The sequence below is a fragment of the Sulfuricaulis sp. genome (genome assembly GCF_041499725.1).
Classification (GTDB): domain Bacteria; phylum Pseudomonadota; class Gammaproteobacteria; order Acidiferrobacterales; family Sulfurifustaceae; genus Sulfuricaulis.
On record NZ_JBGQKW010000057.1, the window covers coordinates 1 to 17,415 of the forward strand.

Sequence of the window (17,415 nt, forward strand, 5' to 3'; positions counted from 1 at the left end):
AGTGACGGATCCGATCACGAGCCACAGCAGGTAACCGGCCCATAGCGACAGACTGGCGGCGATCATGCCGAGGAGGAGGGGCATGAGCAGTACGCCCAGCAGCACCAACAGGGCGACCGTGAAATGCCGGCTGGCCTTGAGACTTTGCCGCAGCGAGGGCATCAGCGGTTCGTCGCTCAAGAAGGTGAGTGGGAGCGCGTAAATCAACGATGCTGCGAGCAGGATGTAAAGCACGAAGACGAACAGTGCCACCGCGAGCACCCCGAACAGGCTAAAGTGATCGAGGTTCGACCAGTTGGCCACCCAGGCTTCGCCCACCACCAGCCGCACCAGCAGATGGATCAGCAGCACCGTGGTGACGCTGAGCACGCTTGTCGTCGCTGCCGGTAAAACTCGCTTTTCGTTCCGGAAGACCGCCAGCAATTGTCGTGGCGATTGTTTCAGCGCGGACAGTCGCAGCTCAACCGGCAGGACCATGTTCTGCCGGTAGATGGTTTCGAGAGAAAGGTAGATGCTGGAGAGCATGATGGGCGCGACCAGCGCAATGAGAAGGCCGCCGAGAAGCGGGATCAGCTCGAGTATGCCGAGCACAACCGCCGCCGTGAAGCCCATGCCGCCGAGGAGCCAGGGGTTACGCATGAACAATTGCCAACCGTTCAGCAGCCAGCGTCGCCCGATGCGCAGATGTTTCCAGAATCGTTGCAAACCATCCTCCCTGACGGCGTCCTGCCGTCGCGGATGTAGTAATAAAACTAGCATGAATTCTTGTGGGCGGTGGAATGGTGGATCCCGGCAAGGACTGCAGCAACGCGCTGGACGGCTTGGCTGCGCCGTTTATCAGCTATCGAGCGAGGGCCGATAAAACGTCGACGAATAATCCGTCAGGACTTGGCCTTGTAAACCACGTCGTGCTCGCGCGCGTGTTCTTTCACGCGCAGTCCAAAGGACTGGCCGGGGCGGGCTTCGCTCACGTGGACGTGGTCGATTTCCATCGACTCGACCGGCTGCGAGAAGTCGCTGGTGTGGCCCTTGATGTGGATGACGTCGCCCACGCGCAGGTTGCCGGTCTCGAGTTGCACGATCGCCACCGAGAGATGCGAGTAGTAATGCGTGACGATGCCGATGGGCTCGGTGCCGGGCGGTATCGCCGTAACGGCCGGTTTCGGCATCGGGGCTGGAGCGCGGGCGGCGCCCCGTTTTTTCTTGGGAACGGCCTTGGCCTTAACCGCGGTTTTCTTTTTGGCCACAACTTTTTTGCTGACGGTCTTTTTGCGGACCGCCACCTTACCGGTTGAGGTTTTCTTTTTCTTCGTTGTGGTCTTGGCTTTCTTTTTGGTTGCCATGGATAGCACCTCCACTTTGAAAACGGAAACCGTTCGGGAAAATGATGCCAGCTTTATCAACGGGATGCCAGACGCGTGGCGCTATCATGCTCCATAGCACCCAAAAAACCAATTCTTAGTCAGGTTTGCGCCGGGTGAATTTCTGAGTGGGACGGGATAAGGATAGTAAGCGCAGGACCCGTTTGTCTCGACGGTTAAGGACTTCCAAGATAATCCTTTTTGCCGACGTCCACGCCATTATGCCGCAGAATGTTGTACGCCGTGACGGAATGAAAATAAATATTGGGCAGAACCAGATTAAGCAGATACGGCATCCCCTGAAAGGTCATGGTTTCCTTACCCAGCTTTAAAGTGATCGTCCTTTCCTCCGAGCCGTCGACCTGACCGGGCGTAAACGTCTTGAGGTAAGCCACCGTTTTGTCGATGCGGGCCATGAGTTCCGGAAAACTGGACTCGTTGTCTTCGTACTTGGGCGGTTCCAGCCCCGCCAATCGCGCGGCCCCGCCCTTGGCGTTATCAGTCACGATCATGACTTGCCGCGCGAGCGGAAACATGTCGGGGAACAGGCGGCCGTTCACCAGCACCGCCGGGTCGATTTTTTTTGCCTCGGCATGCGCCGCGCCTTTCGCGAGCACCCCGGCGAGGTTGGTCAGCATGCGGATAAACGATGGAACGGACGCTTGGTACATGGATAGAGTCATGGGCGGGTCTCCGGTGAAGACGTGGAACCAATATAACAGGGACCGGTGTCATGACCCTACTCTGACATTGCTCGGGTAATGCGCGATCCGAGCCTGTCCGCTCCGCCAAGAGACTGAGTGAACCAGCCCCGTTTCCTCCAGGGTTTAGAGGTCCTGATTGATTGCGCGCTGGTTGCTGCCGTGATCTGACGTTGGGACCACGGCGCAGACTACTCGCTCCGGATCAGCAACACCGGGCAGGGCGTCAACCGTATCACGCCTTCGGCCACGCTGCCGAGCAGCAGATGGTGCAGGCCGCGCCGGCCGTGCGTACCCATGACCAGCAGTTCCGCGGACATCCCCTTGGCCTCGTCCACGATCACCTGCGCGATGTGATCGCTGGCGCGCTTGAGCTCGACCAGCCGCATCTCGACTTGGAGTCCCTCACGCTCGGCCTCCTTCTGCGCCTGTTCGAGCAGTTCCTGTCCGTACTTTCGCGCCTGAGTAAACAACTCCTTGATATAGGACGGCGGAGATCCGGATCCGGACTGGGGAACGTTGCTGATCGTGTCAATGACGTGCAGCAACAGGATTTGAGCCGCTTGCTGATGCTTCCCAATTCGGATCGCTTCGTGCAACGCGCGCGTGGATGTGTTGCTGCCGTCGATGGATACCATGATGCGTTTGTACATGGTGCTGTTCTCCTTTACACGGGTCCGCGCGTTTCTCCCTCGGGCCGCGGCCCTGCTTTAATGTTAGTTCTTGCGGACCCGTATAGCCAACGCGTTTCACCTGACAAAACCGTGAAATGTCGCGCCCATGCGCACGACAGCGGCGAAAGTCAATTCTTGAGCGATTTTTTCTTGCGCCCTTGGCTGGCCGCGCCCGCGCACACTGGTTCCAGCACGAGACAGTTCAATGCTATTGCGACAGATTAAGGAGTCGAAGTGATTTTTTTCAGCAACCTCAATCATCCTTGCCGCCTGTGCGTGAAGTTTACGGATGCTTAAACAGAAATCACTCTGATAAGCCTCTGATGGTCTTCCCGATAGAGGGAGTGTGCCCTGCGACTGACCTGGTTAACATCCCACTAGAATGATAGCGTTTCGTACGCCGCGTGGCCGAGACGGAGTAGCGTGGCGCGGTCGGCTTCGCCGGCGAGCGCGAAACCGCGGCGGTGATCTACCCAGTAGAGTACATTCACGCCTTCACCTGTTTCGTAGCGGAACGCGGTTTCCTGTGTGCCGTCGGTCTGTATCGCCACGTACAGTGTCAGGCGCGTGCCGCGCGCCTCCTGATACATGAACTGCGCGGCCGGACCCTTGTCACCCGGCAACAGCCGTCCCCCCACCAGTTGATATCCGAAACGGTTCAGGTCCGGCACACGCAGCTCGGTGCCAAGCCGCTTCGACAGCCAGTGGACGAGGTGCTGTTCCTGATCAGCTTTCACTTCAACCGGGTGCTGCACTTCCGAGGCATAGACAACATGGGCCACGGCGGCGCGTTGGGCAAGCGCGACGGCTTCAATGGGTGTCGCAGGTTCCAGCTTGCCGTGCACTGTCCAGCCCAGAATGCCACCGACGGCGAGCCAGCCGATCGCCGCGGCGATCGGCAACCAACGGGCGCGTGCGGGCGGGGCGAGTGTCTGCGCCAGCCGTGCGGGCACGGGTTCATCGAGCACGGGATCGAAGAGCGCATGCAGCGCCTGATTCTGTTCGCGCCAGGCCTGCACCCGCGCCGACAGCGTCGCGTCGGTGGCTAGCCGTGTCTCGATCTCCGCGCTGTGCGCGGCGTCGAGCCGCCCGTCGACATAGGCGTGCAGGGTATCGTCGCTGATCGGTGGGGGCTGATGGCTCATTTCACTCTCCGCAGGGTCGGATTGGTTTCGCCGGACATCAAGGCCCGCAAACGTTCGCGGGCGCGCGTGAGCCGCGACATGACAGTGCCGATCGGCACATCGAGCACGCGCGCGGTTTCTTCATAAGACAATTGTTCGAGCCCGACCAGCAGGATCACCTCGCGATGTTCCGGGGCGAGGTGTTGCAGGGCATTTGAGATATCGCGCGCGGTCGCGGCATCATCGAGCGGCGTATGTGCCGGCTCACTGCTCGTGTCATCGGGTTGAGTGCGTGCGGTTGCCATGGCGGCGCGGATCTGGTTCACGTGAACATTGTGCATGATGGTAAACAGCCAGGCACGCAGGTCGGTGCTCCGGCGGAACAGGCTGAATTTACGCAGCGCGCGTTCGAGCGTGTCCTGCACGAGGTCATCGGCGCGCATGCGATCACGCATCAGCGCCAGCGCATAACGGCGCAGGCGCGGCAGATGTTCCTCGAAAGGATGACGGCCCATTGGATTTGTTCCATGTCCCGGGGCGGCGCCGCCCCGGGGTGTTGTCAGGAAATCAATAGCTGCTGCCGAGCTTCGGGTCAATCTGCCATACTTCATTTACGACCTTGCCGCCGCGATAGGTCAGCACGTAACGCACCTTGATTGTATTCTTCCCGGTGAAGGTCACGTCAGCGGTGACCGTGGCGCCGCTGGGATTGCCGCTCTCGGCAAGCTTGTCGACCGCGACGGTTAGCGGGCTGTTGGCCTTGGCGAACTTGGTCCACACGCCGCGAATCGCCTCACCGCCCTTGTAGGCGCCATCGAGCGGGCCGCCGACCCACTGGAACACGGCATCATCGCCGTAGGCGGTCATGATCTTGTTGACTTCGCCGCCGCCAATGGCCTGGAAATGGGCCTTGGCGTCATCCGCCGGTCCGGCCAATGTGGTGAGGGAAACAAGGGTAAACGCGGTCGCCGCCGCAAGCTTCAGAATTCGCATAATTTTTCTCCTGGGTTGGGGCAGTCCCGATGCGGGATGCTCAAACGGGTAAACACGGCCAGCGGCGGATTTATTCCGTGCGGAAAATTATTTTTTTGCATCGAAGGAGAGGGCTCCCCAGCAGAAAGTTAAATCACTCTGAGGTAACCCCGATTCCATGGACATATGGTTACGCAACACCCGCCCGCGCTTCACAGCGCACTAGGCTCCCACCGCGATCCAGTTCAATACTATTGCAGCTCGATCACCCCGCCCACGTTCACGCTCAGGGTGCTGGTGCCGGCCTCGACCGCGGGCGGCGCGACTGATTCCGCCGCCAAGGCGGCGGCGCGCATCATGATCGGTGCGGGCTGCCCGCCACCGGTGTTGATGGAGACATCCACGATGCGGTAAGCCTTGGCCGCGAGTTGCTTGCGCACCAGCTCGGCGCGTTGCTTGAAGGCGTCGAGTGCCTGCGCGATCAGCTCATCCTCGATCGTCGCGCGCCGTGCGGAGGAAACCGAGAAAATGAGGGACGTGATCTGCAAGCGCTCCTGCAGTTGTCCGATCAGGTTGCCCAGTTCCGCGAAGTCCGAGCTTTCCAGCAGCAGTTCCTGCGTGGCGTGCCAGCGCTGAATCTTTTCTTTGTTGTAGACCGGATAGGTGCGGTAGCCGCCGGTGCGTGCCTCGACCTTGGCCCGCGCCTTCGTGGTCTTGAGCGCTGCGTCCATGCTACGGTTGATCTGGTCGGCGAGGCGTGCGGCGTTGTCGTCTTCGGCGGTGAGGCTGAGCACGGCCTGCATGCGGTCGTTCTCGACCGGGCGGCTGCGCTCGACTTGAAAGTGAATCTGGTTATAGCGTGGCGCTTCGTCGGCGGCCGTGGCCTGGCTGGTGGCGGCCAGGCCGTGGATAAGCGCGGTAATCAGCAGACGTACGAACAGTTTCATGCGAGACTCCCGGAAGCGATAACGGCAGCGCCATTGTAACACCCCACTGCCGCCCCGCGGCCCAGCGGATGAAGTGAGCGGATAAATGGAGTCACGCCCGATTTATCCCGATAGCACACACCTGTTACCATCATTTCAATGTTCACCCGCGTTTCTCACCGGCGCTACCTGCTGATTCTGGGGATCGTGTTCGCGATCGAGTGGGCGTTGCTGGCCATCCATCCCTACGACCGCGCTGACTGGGCGCTGGAAAATGCACTGGTCGCGGTGTTCGTGCTGGTCTTGGCCGCGACCCATCGCGTCTTTCCGCTGTCGCGCATCTCCTACACCCTGATCTTCGTCTTTCTTCTGTTGCATGAGATCGGCGCGCACTACACCTACGCGCAGGTGCCGTACGACGAAGGGTTCCGCCTGTTGTTCGGTTTCGGTCTGAACGAAGCGCTGGGTTTCGAGCGCAATCATTTTGACCGCGCGATTCATTTTTCCTACGGGCTGCTGCTGGCATATCCGATCCGCGAGATGTTTATCCGCGTCGCCAGTGTGCGCGGCTTCTGGGGTTATTTCCTGCCACTGGACATCACCATGTCCACTTCCATGCTCTTCGAACTGTTCGAATGGGGCGCGGCTGAATTCTTCGGCGGTGATCTCGGCATGGTCTATCTCGGGACGCAGGGCGACGTCTGGGACGCGCACAAGGACATGGCGCTGGCGAGCTTGGGTGCGCTGATCTCCATGCTGGTAACCGTCGCGATCAATCTGAGCCTGCAGCGGGACTTCGCGGCCGAGTGGAGCGAAAGCCTGCGCGTGAAGATTTTCCAGCCGTTGGGCGAAAACAAGATCAAGCGCCTGCGGCGTAAACGCAAGAGCTGAGCGAAACGACCATTGACGTTGCGCGCACCCTGAATCGATTCCATTCCAAAGAACGTTACTTTTCTCCGATTTTCTGCACCGCCTCGAAAGCGAGTTCAATTCCCGCGCCAAGGTATAAAGACATATATTTGGATAGCGTAACCGTCCAGCATCCCTGCCGTTTCCTGCCTTGATCAAAATAATAATATTTTAATCAACAAGTTATAAACAATTTCTGTTCAGTCAGGGTTCAGCCTCGGGCAAGTAAGCTTGTCTCAGAAGTAAGCGGTAAACCCTTAAACGCAAGACAAGGAGGAAACCATGAACCGCAAGATACTGAGTGCCGCTGTCCTGGCGCTGGCCGCCACGCTCTCCGCCCCGCTGGCCCAGGCGGATCGCGGCTATCGCGGCGATGACCGCGATGCATACCGTGAGGTCCGGGTGCAACGCGTGGAGAGATATTATAACCGCGATGATCATGATACTCGTCATGATCGTGGCGAGCACCGCGGCTGGTATATGCACAATCATCACGGTGATCGCGATTACTATGAACCCGCACCTCGCGGGTACCGGGAATCTTATTCGGAACAGCGCGCATCCTCGCCCGTGCCCATCATTGCCGGCAGCGTGATCGGCGGGGTGGTGGGACACGAGATCGGCCGTGGCGATCCGGGTGACACCGCGGTCGGCGCGGTGATCGGTACCATTATCGGCTACGAGATCGTCCGCAATCATTGACCGCACGCCGATGCATCCGCGGCGGGGTAAAAGGTACGCAGATGCTTCACCCGCGCCGGTCGGATAAGATGTGTGGCCGATGGCGACGATCCAACCATACGACGGGGGCGACAGGTGATGAGACGCGTGAAGATCATGACGTGCCTGCTCGCCGGCTTGCTCGTATGGGCCTCGGTGGTTCCGGTGGAGGCGAGGCGTGACGAGCGTTCGTCACGCAGCGAAGCCGCGCATCGGGACAGTCTCTCGCTCGATGAGGCGGTGGCGCGCGTCCGGCGCGATACTGGTGGGCGCGTGCTTTCGGCGGAGGCGCGCGAAAATCGCGGCCGCACCACTTACCGCATCAAGGTTCTGATGCGCGACGGCTCGGTGCGCGTGGTCAACGTGGATGCGCAGAGCGGCGAGACTCACTAGCAGCCTATCCCCATGCGTCTGCTTGTCATTGAAGACGAAGCCTCCCTGCGTGAGCAGTTATGCGGCCAGTTGCGCGCCGCGGGCTATGCCGTGGACGGCGCCGCCAACGGCAAGGACGGCCTGGTGCACGGGCGCGAATATCCCATCGACCTCGCCGTCGTCGACCTCGGCTTGCCCGACATCAGCGGCATGGAGGTTATCCGCGCGTGGCGCAAGAACGACCGGCGCTTCCCCGTGCTGATCCTGACCGCCCGCGGGCGCTGGCAGGACAAGGTGGAGGGTCTCGAAGCGGGCGCGGACGACTATCTGGTCAAGCCGTTTCAGTTCGAGGAATTGCTGGCGCGCACCAAAGCCCTGCTGCGGCGCGCCGCCGGTCAGGCGCAACCCGTCGTCGCCTGCGGGCCGATCGTGCTCGACACCGCCGCGCAGCAGGTGCGCGTGGGCAAGCAGGCGCTGGAACTCACCGCCTACGAATACAAGGTGCTGGAATACCTGATGCTGCACGCCGGCGACGTGGTATCGAAGACGACGCTCACCGAACATATCTACGATCAGGATTTCGACCGCGACAGCAACGTGATCGAAGTCTTCATCGGCCGTTTGCGCAAGAAACTCGATCCCGACGAGCGCCTGAATCCGATTGAAACTTTGCGCGGCCGCGGCTATCGCTTCACGCTTCCCTGCGGGGGCACGTGATGCGTTCGTTGCGCGCGCGTCTGCTGCTGGTCTCGGCGCTGGTGCTGGCGGGGTTTTTCGCTTTGACCGGGGTGGCCCTGGATCAGGCATTCCGCCGCAGTGCCGAGACCACGCTGCGCGAACGCCTGCAAGGCCATCTCTATGCCTTGCTTGCCGCTTCCGATCTCAATGCGAACAACAAACTGGAATTGCCCGTGGAGCTGCCTGAGCCGCGCTTCAATCTCGTCGGATCCGGTCTGGTCGCGGAGGTCAGCGACGTCCGGGGTGCGGCGGTATGGCGTTCGCGTTCGGCGCTCGGTGCGAAATTCGACGACGCGGTATCGCCGGCCCTCGGCGAGCATGTGTACACGCAGGTAGCCAACGGACAAATACCGGCCCAATTGACGCTGAGCTTCACCACCCGCTGGGAAGGCAGTGATCGTCAGCCACGGTTGTATGTGTTTCATGTGGCCGAGCGGCTGGATGTGCACGAGGCGCAGCTCCAGCAGTTCCGCCACAGCCTTTTCATCTGGCTCGCCGTGGCCACGTTGTTGCTGTTGGCGATCCAGGCGTTGATCCTGCGCTGGGTGATGTCGCCGCTGCGGCAGTTGGCGCAGAACCTGTCGGAAATAGAGGCTGGCCGCGCCCCGACGTTGCACGGCCGGTACCCGGCTGAAATTCAACCGCTGGCGGATAACCTCAATACCCTGCTCGCGAACGCGCGCGCGCATCTTCAGCGCTACCGCGACGCGCTCGGCAACCTGGCGCACAGTCTGAAGACGCCGCTGGCGGTTCTGCACTCGAGCGTCGAGGCCAAGGTGCCGGCGGAGGAACTGCGCGCGGTGGTGCAGGAACAGTTGCAACGCATGAATGAGATTGTCGAGTATCGGCTGCAGCGCGCGGCCGCCGCCGGCCGCACTGCCATGGTGACACCGTTGTCGGTGGCTCCGGCGGTGCGAAAAATCCTCGACGCGCTGGACAAGGTGTATGCCGGAAAATTGGTGCGCGCCGAGATCGACATCGCGCCCGAGGTGGTGTTTCGTGGCGATGAAGGCGACCTGCTCGAGGTCGTGGGCAATCTGGCTGACAACGCTTACAAGTGGGCGCGCTCGCGCGTGCAGGTGCACGCCCGCAACGAACCGGACGGGCGATCGGGGCGGGAATTTACGTTGCGCGTCGAGGACGATGGACCCGGCATTGCCTCCGACCAGGTCGAGCGTGTCCGCGAGCGCGGCACGCGCGCGGATGCGTCGACACCGGGACATGGTCTGGGAATCGCCGTGGTGCAGGAAATGACGGAGCTTTACGGCGGTGAGCTGGTGATTTCCCGCAGCCCGCTTGGCGGGGCCGCGGTGGAAGTGCGGTTGTAATAAATTACTTTTCTCAATGATCTGGAGGTTTCGACACATGAAACGTTTAACGATTTTCATCCTCATCGCCGCCTTCGCGGCTGTTACCGCCGGCTGCGCGACCGATGAGTACGGCAATCGCCAGCCCATGACCGACGCCCAGAAGGACGCGATCATCGGCGCGGTTTCCGGCGCCGCCGTGGGCGCGATCGGCAATAAAAGCAACCGCAACCGGGGCGCACTGATCGGTGCGGTCGGCGGCGGCCTCGCCGGCGCGGCCGTGGGGTCCTACATGGATTCACAGAAACAGGACTTGGAGAAAGTTCTCGCCTCCGAGGTCCAGGCGGGAGCAATCGAGATCCGGAAACTGGACCAACATAACCTGCTGATCACGATGACTTCACAAACATCGTTTGATTTCGATTCCACGGCGATCAAGCCGGGTTTCTACACCACCATGGACAAGATCGCGAGCGTGCTGATTCGTTATGGCAAGACGCACCTTACTATCGTCGGGCACACGGACAACGTCGGCACCAACCAGTACAACCAGACCCTCTCCGAGCATCGCGCCCAGGCGGTCAATGACTACCTGCGCAACAAGGGCGTGCTGGTGCAGCGGCTCGAGTTCCTCGGCCGGGGCGAGACCGCGCCGCGCGCCACCAATACCACGGACGAAGGGCGCCGTCTCAACCGGCGCGTGGAGATCGTCGTCGAACCGATCGTCGCCGAAACCCAGAATCAGCCGCCGGGATAAGCTACGAGGGCCGGTTTTGCATGACGCCTGCACACGCCTTGTGCAAAGGATGACAATTTCCATGCCCGTCAATAGCGTTTTCGATTCTTGAACGGGTTTTTAAGCTCTCTGGTAGTGCTCATAATCGGGCATTTCAGAGCTGGCTTGGATGTGAAAATATAAGACCATGACCGGTTTCATATTACGTCTACTAATCGTCGCGCTCGGACTGTGGCTGGCCTCGGAGTGGGTGCCGGGTATCGAAGTGAAAGGCTTGGGGACCTTGCTCGGGGCGGCGCTGTTGCTCGGGATCGTCAACGCCATTGTGCGACCGTTGCTCGTGATTCTGACGCTCCCCATCACGATATTGACGCTCGGATTATTTCTGCTGGTCATCAACGCGGGCATGCTGGGGCTGGTCGCGTGGCTGTTCGACAACTTTACCATCGCGGGCTTCGGATCGGCGTTGCTGGGATCAATCGTCGTGAGCCTGACCGGCTGGGCCGCGTCTTACTTCATTGGCCCGCGCGGGCGTATTGAGGTCATCATCGTGCGCCATCGACGATAGTGATTCCTGCAATGCCTCGAATTAAGAAGAGGAACTGATCCACGGGCGTCTGCTCGACGCGGCGGTTCGCTATTTACGTATTTCGCCCGACGGTCTCGCGTGCCGCGCCGGTTGCGCGTTCATCCGGCGTCTCGCGCTCGAGCGTTTCCCGCTCCGCGCATTCGCGATCGCCCGGCTGCTCGAAACGCAGGAATTCCTTGATCATGGCGTTGGCGGTGCGGGCGCAGGCCAGTGATTGCGGTTTTTGATTCCAGCCCCAGTAATCGGAGTGACCCGCGTTGGGGTTTTCCTGCTGCGTGAGGTTGGCGGGCGCGACGGCATTGGCCCAGAACTCGTGGCCGAGCGCGGTCGGGAAAAAGCCCTCGCCCGTTGCCGCGGATTGACCGAGCCGGAAGGCTACGGACAGCACCAAGTCGCTCGAGGAGTACAGACTCAGACCCGCCTCGCTCAAGACCTTGTCGAACGCGGCACGCAGTTCGTGCCGGTCGGGTCGCGGTTCGAGCATGAAGGTAGGCACGGCCCCGGCCATCAGCACCACGCGGCCGACGCTAATGTCGCTCTTGCTGCGCAACTCCCTGAGCAGTTCGAGCGTCAGGCGGCAGCCCATGGAATGCGCGACGATGTCCAGCTGCTTGTGGCCGCTTTCGCGCGCCGCGCGCGCCAGGGTGTTGGCGAGCGCGGCGGCGGTTCGGCGCGCGCGCTCGATGCTCCATGGATAGAAAAGCGGCGAGACCACGCCCCAGTCGGCGTCGCCCGGCCAGTAGATCTGAACCAGATGTCCGTTCGCCACGGGCGTGTCGTTGTCGAGGTTGGCCAGCTCGCGCTGCAAGGCCTCGAATCCGCGATAGGCTTCCTCGCTGGCTTTGAGATCGTTGTTGTAGCCGTGGATCAGGAGCAGCAGATGGCGCCGGCCGGTGAGCTGGCGGTACTCCGGTGCTGACGGCTCGGGTTGAACCTCGCCGCCTTGGGCATGTTGACGGAAGGACAGCCTTGCGGTCGGTTCGAGCGCCACGCGATTATCTCCGCGCGCGCAGGCTGGTGAGCGCGCTGACCACGTCCTTGGCGAAGGGCGCGACCAAGCCACCCAGCACCGATAGCAGCACGACCAGCTCCGGGCTCGGATGGGGTTTCTGGTTGAGCAGGATCCAGGCGAGCAGCGTGCCCCCGCCGATCACGGACCACAGCTGGTTGAGGCGCGCCCAGGCGAATTCGATCTCGTTTTGCAGCGCGTCGAGCTTGCGGCTCACCAGATTGCCGAGCCGGGCGCGCGCCTGCGCCGCGCCGCGGGCCTGCGTGTCTTCCGCGATAGAGATTTTCCGTGGACGGCCTTCCATCCGTTCCGTGCTGAAACGGCGCCACAATTTGGCGTCGTCACCCCCATCCCGCAGCTCTTGTGCCTGGGGCATGGCGGCAATGAATTCGTAGAACGCGGGATACTTCGAAGGGAAGTCGAGCGCCACGTTCGCGGCCGCCTGTACCTGGCCCATGAGCTTGGCCGCCGGCTGATCGTAAAGCACCTCGGCGTTCTGGAGCCCGCCCGCCGCCAGCAGCATGAGTTGCTGATGCGCGGCTTTCGAATCGGGCGCGATCGTCAGCCAGCGCTCGATGCGGCGGCGGTGAAAATGCCGCCGCCAGTACGTCACGTTCTTGATGAGTTCCAGCAGCGCCATGGCGATGGTGCCGATGGCGGCGAGTAGCAGGGCGTAGTCGAGAATCCTTCCGGAAAAACTCTCGACGGTGACAGCAATGGTATTGGTATCCACGGTTGGCAGCCTCCTGTAGGCGGAATAATGTTTATATATCCATGTCGCGCGCGGCGACCCAAATCAAATTATCTGCTTCGGAGTGTGTATGGCAAGCGCGTCATCCCGGCTTTGAAAAATCCGCATGAGCGGCCGCTCAATTTATTCAGTACGCCTTCGGGCTGTCTATCCGTGTCGGCGCCATGGATGATAAAGTGTTGCGCAGACGTTTCGGACCATGGCAAATCCAGTTGCGTCAGGGATGAGGGTGAGCTCGATGTTCTGTGCCGTCAAAAACCGGACGTTCCAGGCGATGCTGGCGATCGTGCTGCTGTCAGGCGCGGCTGCGGCGCGGGCCGAGCCGCCAGAGCCGTGGCTCAAGGGCGTGGCAAGCGCGATCGTCCCGGGCGCGGGGCAGGCGAGCAACGGCGACTATGGCGAGGCAGCGTTGCACTTCGGCGTCTTCGCGGTGTCAGTCTATGGCGCGATCCGTTACAAGGACAAGAGCGATTACCTGGACGCGGACCAGCGCTACGACGAAGATAACAACCGCGAGTTCATCAACAAGACGACGCTACGCTACGACTACGCCGCCAGGCTCGCGACCGACATGACGCTTTATTCCGGCTACGCGGCCTATCGCGACGCGCGCGCCCGTGATAATTCCGGTTTTCGTACGCCGGCGCCGCGCGAGTCGCTCGGCGATCTCGCCATGTCGCCGTTCTCGATCAAGTACCTCGCGCGTCCTACCACCTTCATCCCGCTCGCGATCCAGGCCGCGGCGCTCTACCGCTACAAAGACAGCAAGGATGCCTATGGCATCTATCGCGCCAAAGACGTGAGCGAACGCGATCTTCACGTCTTTAATCTTACCTCCAACGAAATGACCGCGGTGGGCGAGGAGGCGTTCTTCCGTGGATTCCTGAACAACGAGTTCAGTAATCGCTATGGCGATAACGCCGGTCTCGTGACGTCCTCGGCGATCTTCGGGCTGGCTCACACCGGCCAGGGGCAGACCGCCAATGCTCTGGAGGCGACATTGGCCGGCGCGTATCTCGGTTGGGTGCACCAGAAAAACGGTTTCGAGGCGGGCGAGGGCGTGGCGCTGCACTACTGGATCAATGTGCTCGCCGGTATCTCGGCGATCCACAACGGCGGCAGCGCGGAGCTCTTGCATGTCCAGTTGCCGTTTTAGCTCGATCGCATCAGCTGTTTATTCCAAGGCTGGCGCGAGGTACATTGAACGGCGGCGAGCAGCGGTACGGAAATAGATGTCCCGGCGCTTTCCGGGGCGACTAGGTTATGCCATCAGGAGAAAGGTATGCGCAAACTGATTCAGTGGTGCGGAAGTCTGGGACTGATCGTATCTATCGGCGCGCCGGCGGCCGATGCCGGTCCGTCGACCAGCTTGCCGCAGGTGGAATATTCCGCGGACCGGGTGATCTCGGGCGAGCAGGACGGGAAAAGCATGGAACTGAATACCCGCGTGTATTACGCCAAGGGCAAGGAACGCGACGAAACGGAGACCCATGGCCAGGGCATGACCATGATCATGCGGCACGACAAAAAACTGGCCTGGATGCTGATGCCGGACCAGAAAATGTACATGGAGACTTCGTACGCGGACCAGGCCCAGTACTGCAACTGGCCGTGCGTCAACATCGAGAAGGCGAAAATGGGGGAGGGCAAGGGATACACGACGCTCGGCAAGGAAGTCGTGAACGGCGTCGAGACGACGAAGTACAAGGTTGTTTGCGTTGATAAGAAAGGCGACACCATCGAGGGTACCTTCTGGGTCGCCAGCAACGGCGTGGTGATCAAGATGGACTTCACGACCACCGGCAAGAGCGGCAAGTCCCAGCACGGCGTCATCGAATTGCGCAATCTGAAGATCGCCGGGCAGGACCCGGGCCTGTTCGAGATCCCCAAGGGTTACCGCAAGGTCGACATGTCGACCATGTCACTCGGCGGTGGCAGGCCGGCGGGAGTCGGCGGCGCCGCCGGTGGCGTCGGCCCCGGCATGAAGGACATCATGAAGGGCCTGATCGGCCGTTGATGCCGCCAGCGCGGGTCTCCGACCCGTCACGTCGCCGTCAGAGCAGCACCTGCTCGATGCCGCCCTGCTTCACGCGCGCGATGAAGTCCTGCGCCCAGGTTTCGCCCATCTTCAGCCGCGCCAGCTCGACCACGATGTAATCGGTGTCGAGCCCGGTGCTGTCGGCGTAGCGCGCCAACCCCTGCTGGCAGGCGGGACAGGAGGTGAGCATCTTGACGTTGCCGTCGTGGGCGCGGGCTGCGCCGGTGAGTTGCGCGATGCCCCGGTGTATCTCCTCTTCCTTGCGGAAACGCACCTGCGTGGCGATATCCGGGCGCGACACCGCGAAGGTGCCGGCCTCGCCGCAGCAGCGGTCGGAGAGCAGCACCTCTTGCCCCATTAACGCCGCGGCGACCTTGATCGGTTGGTAGGTCTTCATCGGCGTGTGGCAGGGGTCGTGGTAGAGATATTTCACGCCCGGCACACCGGCGAGTTTCACGCCCTTTTCCATCAGGTATTCGTGGATGTCGAGCAAGCGGCAGCCGGGAAAGATCTTGCCGAACTGGTAGCGCAGCAGCTGATCCATGCAGGTACCGCAGGACACGAGCACGGTCTTGATGTCGAGATAGTTGAGCGTGTTGGCGACGCGGTGGAACAGCACCTGGTTGTCGGTCGAAATCTGGTCGCCCTTCTTCGCATCGCCGCTCGCGGTCTGCGGGAAGCCGCAGCAGAGGTAGCCCGGCGGCAGCACCGTTTGTGCACCGACTTCGTAGAGCATGGCGAGTGTGGCGAGGCCGATCTGGCTGAACAGCCGCTCCGAGCCGCAGCCGGGAAAATAGAATACCGCTTCCGATTCGTCGTTGACCTTGCGTGGGTCGCGCACGATGGCGACGTGCTTGCTGTCCTCGACGCCGAGGAACGCACGCATGGTCTGCGACGGCAGACCCGGCGGCAACGGGCGCTTCACGAAATGCACGACCTGCGCGACGATCGATGCGGTGCCGACGGTGGTGGCCGGATGCGACTCGCGGCGCGCGAATGGCTTGCTCAGCAGGGCGTAGGCGAGGCGTTGCACCGAATAGCCCCAGCCGATCAGGAAGCGGCGCATCAGCTTGATGGTCGCGGGGTCGGTGACGTTGAGGAACGCGAGCGATGCCTTGGTGCCGAGGCTCAGGCGTTTTTTGCCGCGGGCGCGCAGCAGATTGCGCATGTGGATCGTGACGTCGCCGAAGTCGATGTCCACCGGGCAGGGCTTTTCGCACTTGTGGCACACGGTGCAGTGGTCGGCCACGTCGTTCAACTCATCGAAGTGGCGGATCGAAATCCCGCGGCGTGTCTGTTCCTCGTACAGGAATGCCTCGATGATGAGGCCGGCGGCGAGGATCTTGTTGCGCGGCGAGTACAGCAGGTTGGCGCGCGGCACGTGCGTGTTGCACACCGGTTTGCACTTGCCGCAGCGCAGGCAGTGTTTGATCTCGTCGTTGAGCGCGCCTAGTTCGCTCGCTTCCAGAATCAGAGCCTCCTGCTCCACCAACCGCAGCGACGGCGTGTACGCGCCGTCCAGTGTCGCGCCCGGCAGCAGCTTGCCGCGGTTGAAGCGGCCGTCGGGGTCGATGTCGTGCTTGTAGCGCGCGAACGCCTCGACCTCGGGTGCGTCGAGATAGTGCAGCTTGGTGATGCCGATGCCGTGCTCGCCCGAGATCACGCCGCCGAGCGACACGGCGAGCTGCATCACGCGGTCGACGATGCGGTGCGCCTCCTGCAGCATGGCGTAGTCGTTGGAGAACACTGGGATGTTGGTGTGCACGTTGCCGTCGCCGGCGTGCATGTGCAGCGCGACGAACAGCCGGCTGGCGCGCAGTCCGGCGTGGATCTCGTCCAGCCGTCGGCGCACGCTCTCGAGCTCGCCGCCGAGAAATATGTTCTTGAGCGGTCGCTCGACCTCACGGCGGTAGGAGATGCGCAGGTCGCGCCGCGCGAGCAGGTCGAAGAAACTGTCGCCCGGGCGTAGTTTGGCGCGTTCGGCTTCGTCGAGCACCGCGGCGTTGCGTTGCGCGTCGGCGTCAAGGTTCACCAGTATCGCGCGCCAGCGCGTGCGCACCTCGGTCAGGTGCTGGCGCGCGTCGTGTTTCTTGGATTCGAGGATGGCGTCGCCCTCGGCGCTGCGTTCGGCCTCGGGACCCGTGTGCAGCTCCGGCATGTCGCCGGCCAGGTAGTCGAGCACCGCGTCGATCATTTTGAGCTTGTTTTGCGTGGATTGCTCGATGTTGATGCGGTCGATGCCGCGGCTGTAATCGGCCAGACGCTCGAGCGGGATGACCACGTCCTCGTTGATCTTGAAGGCGTTGGTGTGCGTCGCGATCGCCGCGGTACGTGCGCGGTCGGCCCAGAAACGGGCGCGCGCCTCGGGGCTCACGGCGATGAAGCCCTCGCCGTCGCGCCGGTTCGCCAGCTGCACCACGTGCGCGGCGGCGCGCGCCACGGCGTCCTCGTCGTCGCCGGCGATATCCGCCATCAGCACCATCTTCGG

The 17,415-nt window shown here is 61.9% G+C and carries 21 protein-coding genes; 9 read left to right on the forward strand and 12 right to left on the reverse strand.

Annotation, left to right across the window (positions count from 1 at the left end; genetic code table 11):
* The 9 genes from ACC569_RS10045 to ACC569_RS10085 form a co-directional block, all read right to left on the reverse strand.
* Positions 1-705, reverse strand: a 705-nt coding sequence (locus ACC569_RS10045) for a hypothetical protein (protein ID WP_372523386.1), incomplete at its 3' end; no start/stop codon positions are given.
* Between the two features lie 176 nt (positions 706-881).
* Positions 882-1,343, reverse strand: a complete 462-nt coding sequence (locus ACC569_RS10050) for a hypothetical protein (protein ID WP_372523387.1) — start codon at positions 1,341-1,343, stop codon at positions 882-884.
* A gap of 194 nt (positions 1,344-1,537) precedes the next feature.
* Positions 1,538-2,044 carry a DUF1993 family protein gene (locus tag ACC569_RS10055; protein WP_372523388.1) on the reverse strand — a complete coding sequence of 169 codons (507 nt, stop codon included), beginning with the start codon at positions 2,042-2,044 and terminating at the stop codon, positions 1,538-1,540.
* Positions 2,045-2,253: 209 nt separating this feature from the next.
* Positions 2,254-2,715 carry a universal stress protein gene (locus tag ACC569_RS10060; RefSeq protein WP_372523389.1) on the reverse strand — a complete coding sequence of 154 codons (462 nt, stop codon included), beginning with the start codon at positions 2,713-2,715 and terminating at the stop codon, positions 2,254-2,256.
* Between the two features lie 96 nt (positions 2,716-2,811).
* Positions 2,812-2,997, reverse strand: a complete 186-nt coding sequence (locus ACC569_RS10065; protein ID WP_372523390.1) for a hypothetical protein — start codon at positions 2,995-2,997, stop codon at positions 2,812-2,814.
* A gap of 116 nt (positions 2,998-3,113) precedes the next feature.
* Positions 3,114-3,881, reverse strand: a complete 768-nt coding sequence (locus tag ACC569_RS10070; RefSeq protein WP_372523391.1) for an anti-sigma factor — start codon at positions 3,879-3,881, stop codon at positions 3,114-3,116.
* Positions 3,878-4,375: an RNA polymerase sigma factor gene (locus tag ACC569_RS10075; protein WP_372523393.1), complete on the reverse strand. Its 498-nt coding sequence runs from the start codon at positions 4,373-4,375 to the stop codon at positions 3,878-3,880. The genes ACC569_RS10070 and ACC569_RS10075 overlap by 4 nt, the downstream gene beginning before the upstream one ends.
* Positions 4,376-4,427: 52 nt before the next feature.
* Complete coding sequence (locus tag ACC569_RS10080) at positions 4,428-4,853, reverse strand: nuclear transport factor 2 family protein (RefSeq protein WP_372523394.1); 426 nt, start codon at positions 4,851-4,853, stop codon at positions 4,428-4,430.
* 230 nt (positions 4,854-5,083) lie between these two features.
* The gene (locus ACC569_RS10085) at positions 5,084-5,779 is read right to left on the reverse strand and encodes an SIMPL domain-containing protein (RefSeq protein ID WP_372523395.1); all 696 of its coding nucleotides are present in this window, start codon (positions 5,777-5,779) and stop codon (positions 5,084-5,086) included.
* Between the two features lie 138 nt (positions 5,780-5,917).
* On the opposite strand from ACC569_RS10085, the gene ACC569_RS10090 reads away from it, so the two are divergent.
* The 7 genes from ACC569_RS10090 (at position 5,918) to ACC569_RS10120 (ending at position 11,108) form a co-directional block, all read left to right on the forward strand.
* A complete protein-coding gene (locus ACC569_RS10090; RefSeq protein ID WP_372523396.1) occupies positions 5,918-6,649 on the forward strand; it encodes a DUF2238 domain-containing protein in 732 nt (243 codons plus the stop codon).
* 300 nt (positions 6,650-6,949) lie between these two features.
* Positions 6,950-7,369, forward strand: a complete 420-nt coding sequence (locus ACC569_RS10095; RefSeq protein ID WP_372523397.1) for a glycine zipper 2TM domain-containing protein — start codon at positions 6,950-6,952, stop codon at positions 7,367-7,369.
* 135 nt (positions 7,370-7,504) lie between these two features.
* On the forward strand, positions 7,505-7,780 hold the full coding sequence (locus tag ACC569_RS10100) for a PepSY domain-containing protein (protein WP_372523406.1): 276 nt from the start codon (positions 7,505-7,507) through the stop codon (positions 7,778-7,780).
* Between the two features lie 12 nt (positions 7,781-7,792).
* On the forward strand, positions 7,793-8,476 hold the full coding sequence (locus tag ACC569_RS10105; protein WP_372523398.1) for a response regulator transcription factor: 684 nt from the start codon (positions 7,793-7,795) through the stop codon (positions 8,474-8,476).
* Positions 8,476-9,825 carry an ATP-binding protein gene (locus tag ACC569_RS10110; protein ID WP_372523407.1) on the forward strand — a complete coding sequence of 450 codons (1,350 nt, stop codon included), beginning with the start codon at positions 8,476-8,478 and terminating at the stop codon, positions 9,823-9,825. Before ACC569_RS10105 ends, ACC569_RS10110 begins: the two co-directional genes overlap by 1 nt.
* 37 nt (positions 9,826-9,862) lie before the next feature.
* A complete protein-coding gene (locus ACC569_RS10115; protein WP_372523399.1) occupies positions 9,863-10,561 on the forward strand; it encodes an OmpA family protein in 699 nt (232 codons plus the stop codon).
* A 166-nt stretch (positions 10,562-10,727) separates the two neighbouring features.
* A complete protein-coding gene (locus ACC569_RS10120) occupies positions 10,728-11,108 on the forward strand; it encodes a phage holin family protein (RefSeq protein WP_372523400.1) in 381 nt (126 codons plus the stop codon).
* A gap of 73 nt (positions 11,109-11,181) precedes the next feature.
* On the opposite strand, the gene ACC569_RS10125 is transcribed toward ACC569_RS10120, so the two are convergent.
* Both ACC569_RS10125 and ACC569_RS10130 read right to left on the reverse strand, forming a co-directional pair.
* Positions 11,182-12,120, reverse strand: coding sequence for a DUF726 domain-containing protein (locus tag ACC569_RS10125; protein ID WP_372523401.1), 939 nt, complete (start codon positions 12,118-12,120; stop codon positions 11,182-11,184).
* Positions 12,121-12,124: 4 nt separating this feature from the next.
* Positions 12,125-12,871, reverse strand: a complete 747-nt coding sequence (locus tag ACC569_RS10130; RefSeq protein WP_372523402.1) for a hypothetical protein — start codon at positions 12,869-12,871, stop codon at positions 12,125-12,127.
* Between the two features lie 256 nt (positions 12,872-13,127).
* On the opposite strand from ACC569_RS10130, the gene ACC569_RS10135 reads away from it, so the two are divergent.
* Together ACC569_RS10135 and ACC569_RS10140 are read left to right on the forward strand one after the other, a co-directional pair.
* Positions 13,128-14,045: a type II CAAX prenyl endopeptidase Rce1 family protein gene (locus tag ACC569_RS10135; protein WP_372523403.1), complete on the forward strand. Its 918-nt coding sequence runs from the start codon at positions 13,128-13,130 to the stop codon at positions 14,043-14,045.
* A gap of 126 nt (positions 14,046-14,171) precedes the next feature.
* Positions 14,172-14,906, forward strand: coding sequence for a hypothetical protein (locus ACC569_RS10140; protein WP_372523404.1), 735 nt, complete (start codon positions 14,172-14,174; stop codon positions 14,904-14,906).
* Positions 14,907-14,943: 37 nt separating this feature from the next.
* Here the strand turns inward: ACC569_RS10140 and ACC569_RS10145 are convergent.
* A partial coding sequence (locus tag ACC569_RS10145; RefSeq protein ID WP_372523405.1) for a DUF3400 domain-containing protein occupies positions 14,944-17,415 on the reverse strand: 2,472 nt, incomplete at its 5' end.

Coding starts and splice junctions, on each gene's coding strand:
- ACC569_RS10050 (WP_372523387.1), bottom strand. CDS start 1,343: ATGGCAACCAAAAAGAAAGCCAAGACCACAACGAAGAAAAAGAAAACC.
- ACC569_RS10055 (WP_372523388.1), bottom strand. CDS start 2,044: ATGACTCTATCCATGTACCAAGCGTCCGTTCCATCGTTTATCCGCATG.
- ACC569_RS10060 (WP_372523389.1), bottom strand. CDS start 2,715: ATGTACAAACGCATCATGGTATCCATCGACGGCAGCAACACATCCACG.
- ACC569_RS10065 (WP_372523390.1), bottom strand. CDS start 2,997: ATGATTGAGGTTGCTGAAAAAAATCACTTCGACTCCTTAATCTGTCGC.
- ACC569_RS10070 (WP_372523391.1), bottom strand. CDS start 3,881: ATGAGCCATCAGCCCCCACCGATCAGCGACGATACCCTGCACGCCTAT.
- ACC569_RS10075 (WP_372523393.1), bottom strand. CDS start 4,375: ATGGGCCGTCATCCTTTCGAGGAACATCTGCCGCGCCTGCGCCGTTAT.
- ACC569_RS10080 (WP_372523394.1), bottom strand. CDS start 4,853: ATGCGAATTCTGAAGCTTGCGGCGGCGACCGCGTTTACCCTTGTTTCC.
- ACC569_RS10085 (WP_372523395.1), bottom strand. CDS start 5,779: ATGAAACTGTTCGTACGTCTGCTGATTACCGCGCTTATCCACGGCCTG.
- ACC569_RS10090 (WP_372523396.1), top strand. CDS start 5,918: ATGTTCACCCGCGTTTCTCACCGGCGCTACCTGCTGATTCTGGGGATC.
- ACC569_RS10095 (WP_372523397.1), top strand. CDS start 6,950: ATGAACCGCAAGATACTGAGTGCCGCTGTCCTGGCGCTGGCCGCCACG.
- ACC569_RS10100 (WP_372523406.1), top strand. CDS start 7,505: ATGACGTGCCTGCTCGCCGGCTTGCTCGTATGGGCCTCGGTGGTTCCG.
- ACC569_RS10105 (WP_372523398.1), top strand. CDS start 7,793: ATGCGTCTGCTTGTCATTGAAGACGAAGCCTCCCTGCGTGAGCAGTTA.
- ACC569_RS10110 (WP_372523407.1), top strand. CDS start 8,476: ATGCGTTCGTTGCGCGCGCGTCTGCTGCTGGTCTCGGCGCTGGTGCTG.
- ACC569_RS10115 (WP_372523399.1), top strand. CDS start 9,863: ATGAAACGTTTAACGATTTTCATCCTCATCGCCGCCTTCGCGGCTGTT.
- ACC569_RS10120 (WP_372523400.1), top strand. CDS start 10,728: ATGACCGGTTTCATATTACGTCTACTAATCGTCGCGCTCGGACTGTGG.
- ACC569_RS10135 (WP_372523403.1), top strand. CDS start 13,128: ATGTTCTGTGCCGTCAAAAACCGGACGTTCCAGGCGATGCTGGCGATC.
- ACC569_RS10140 (WP_372523404.1), top strand. CDS start 14,172: ATGCGCAAACTGATTCAGTGGTGCGGAAGTCTGGGACTGATCGTATCT.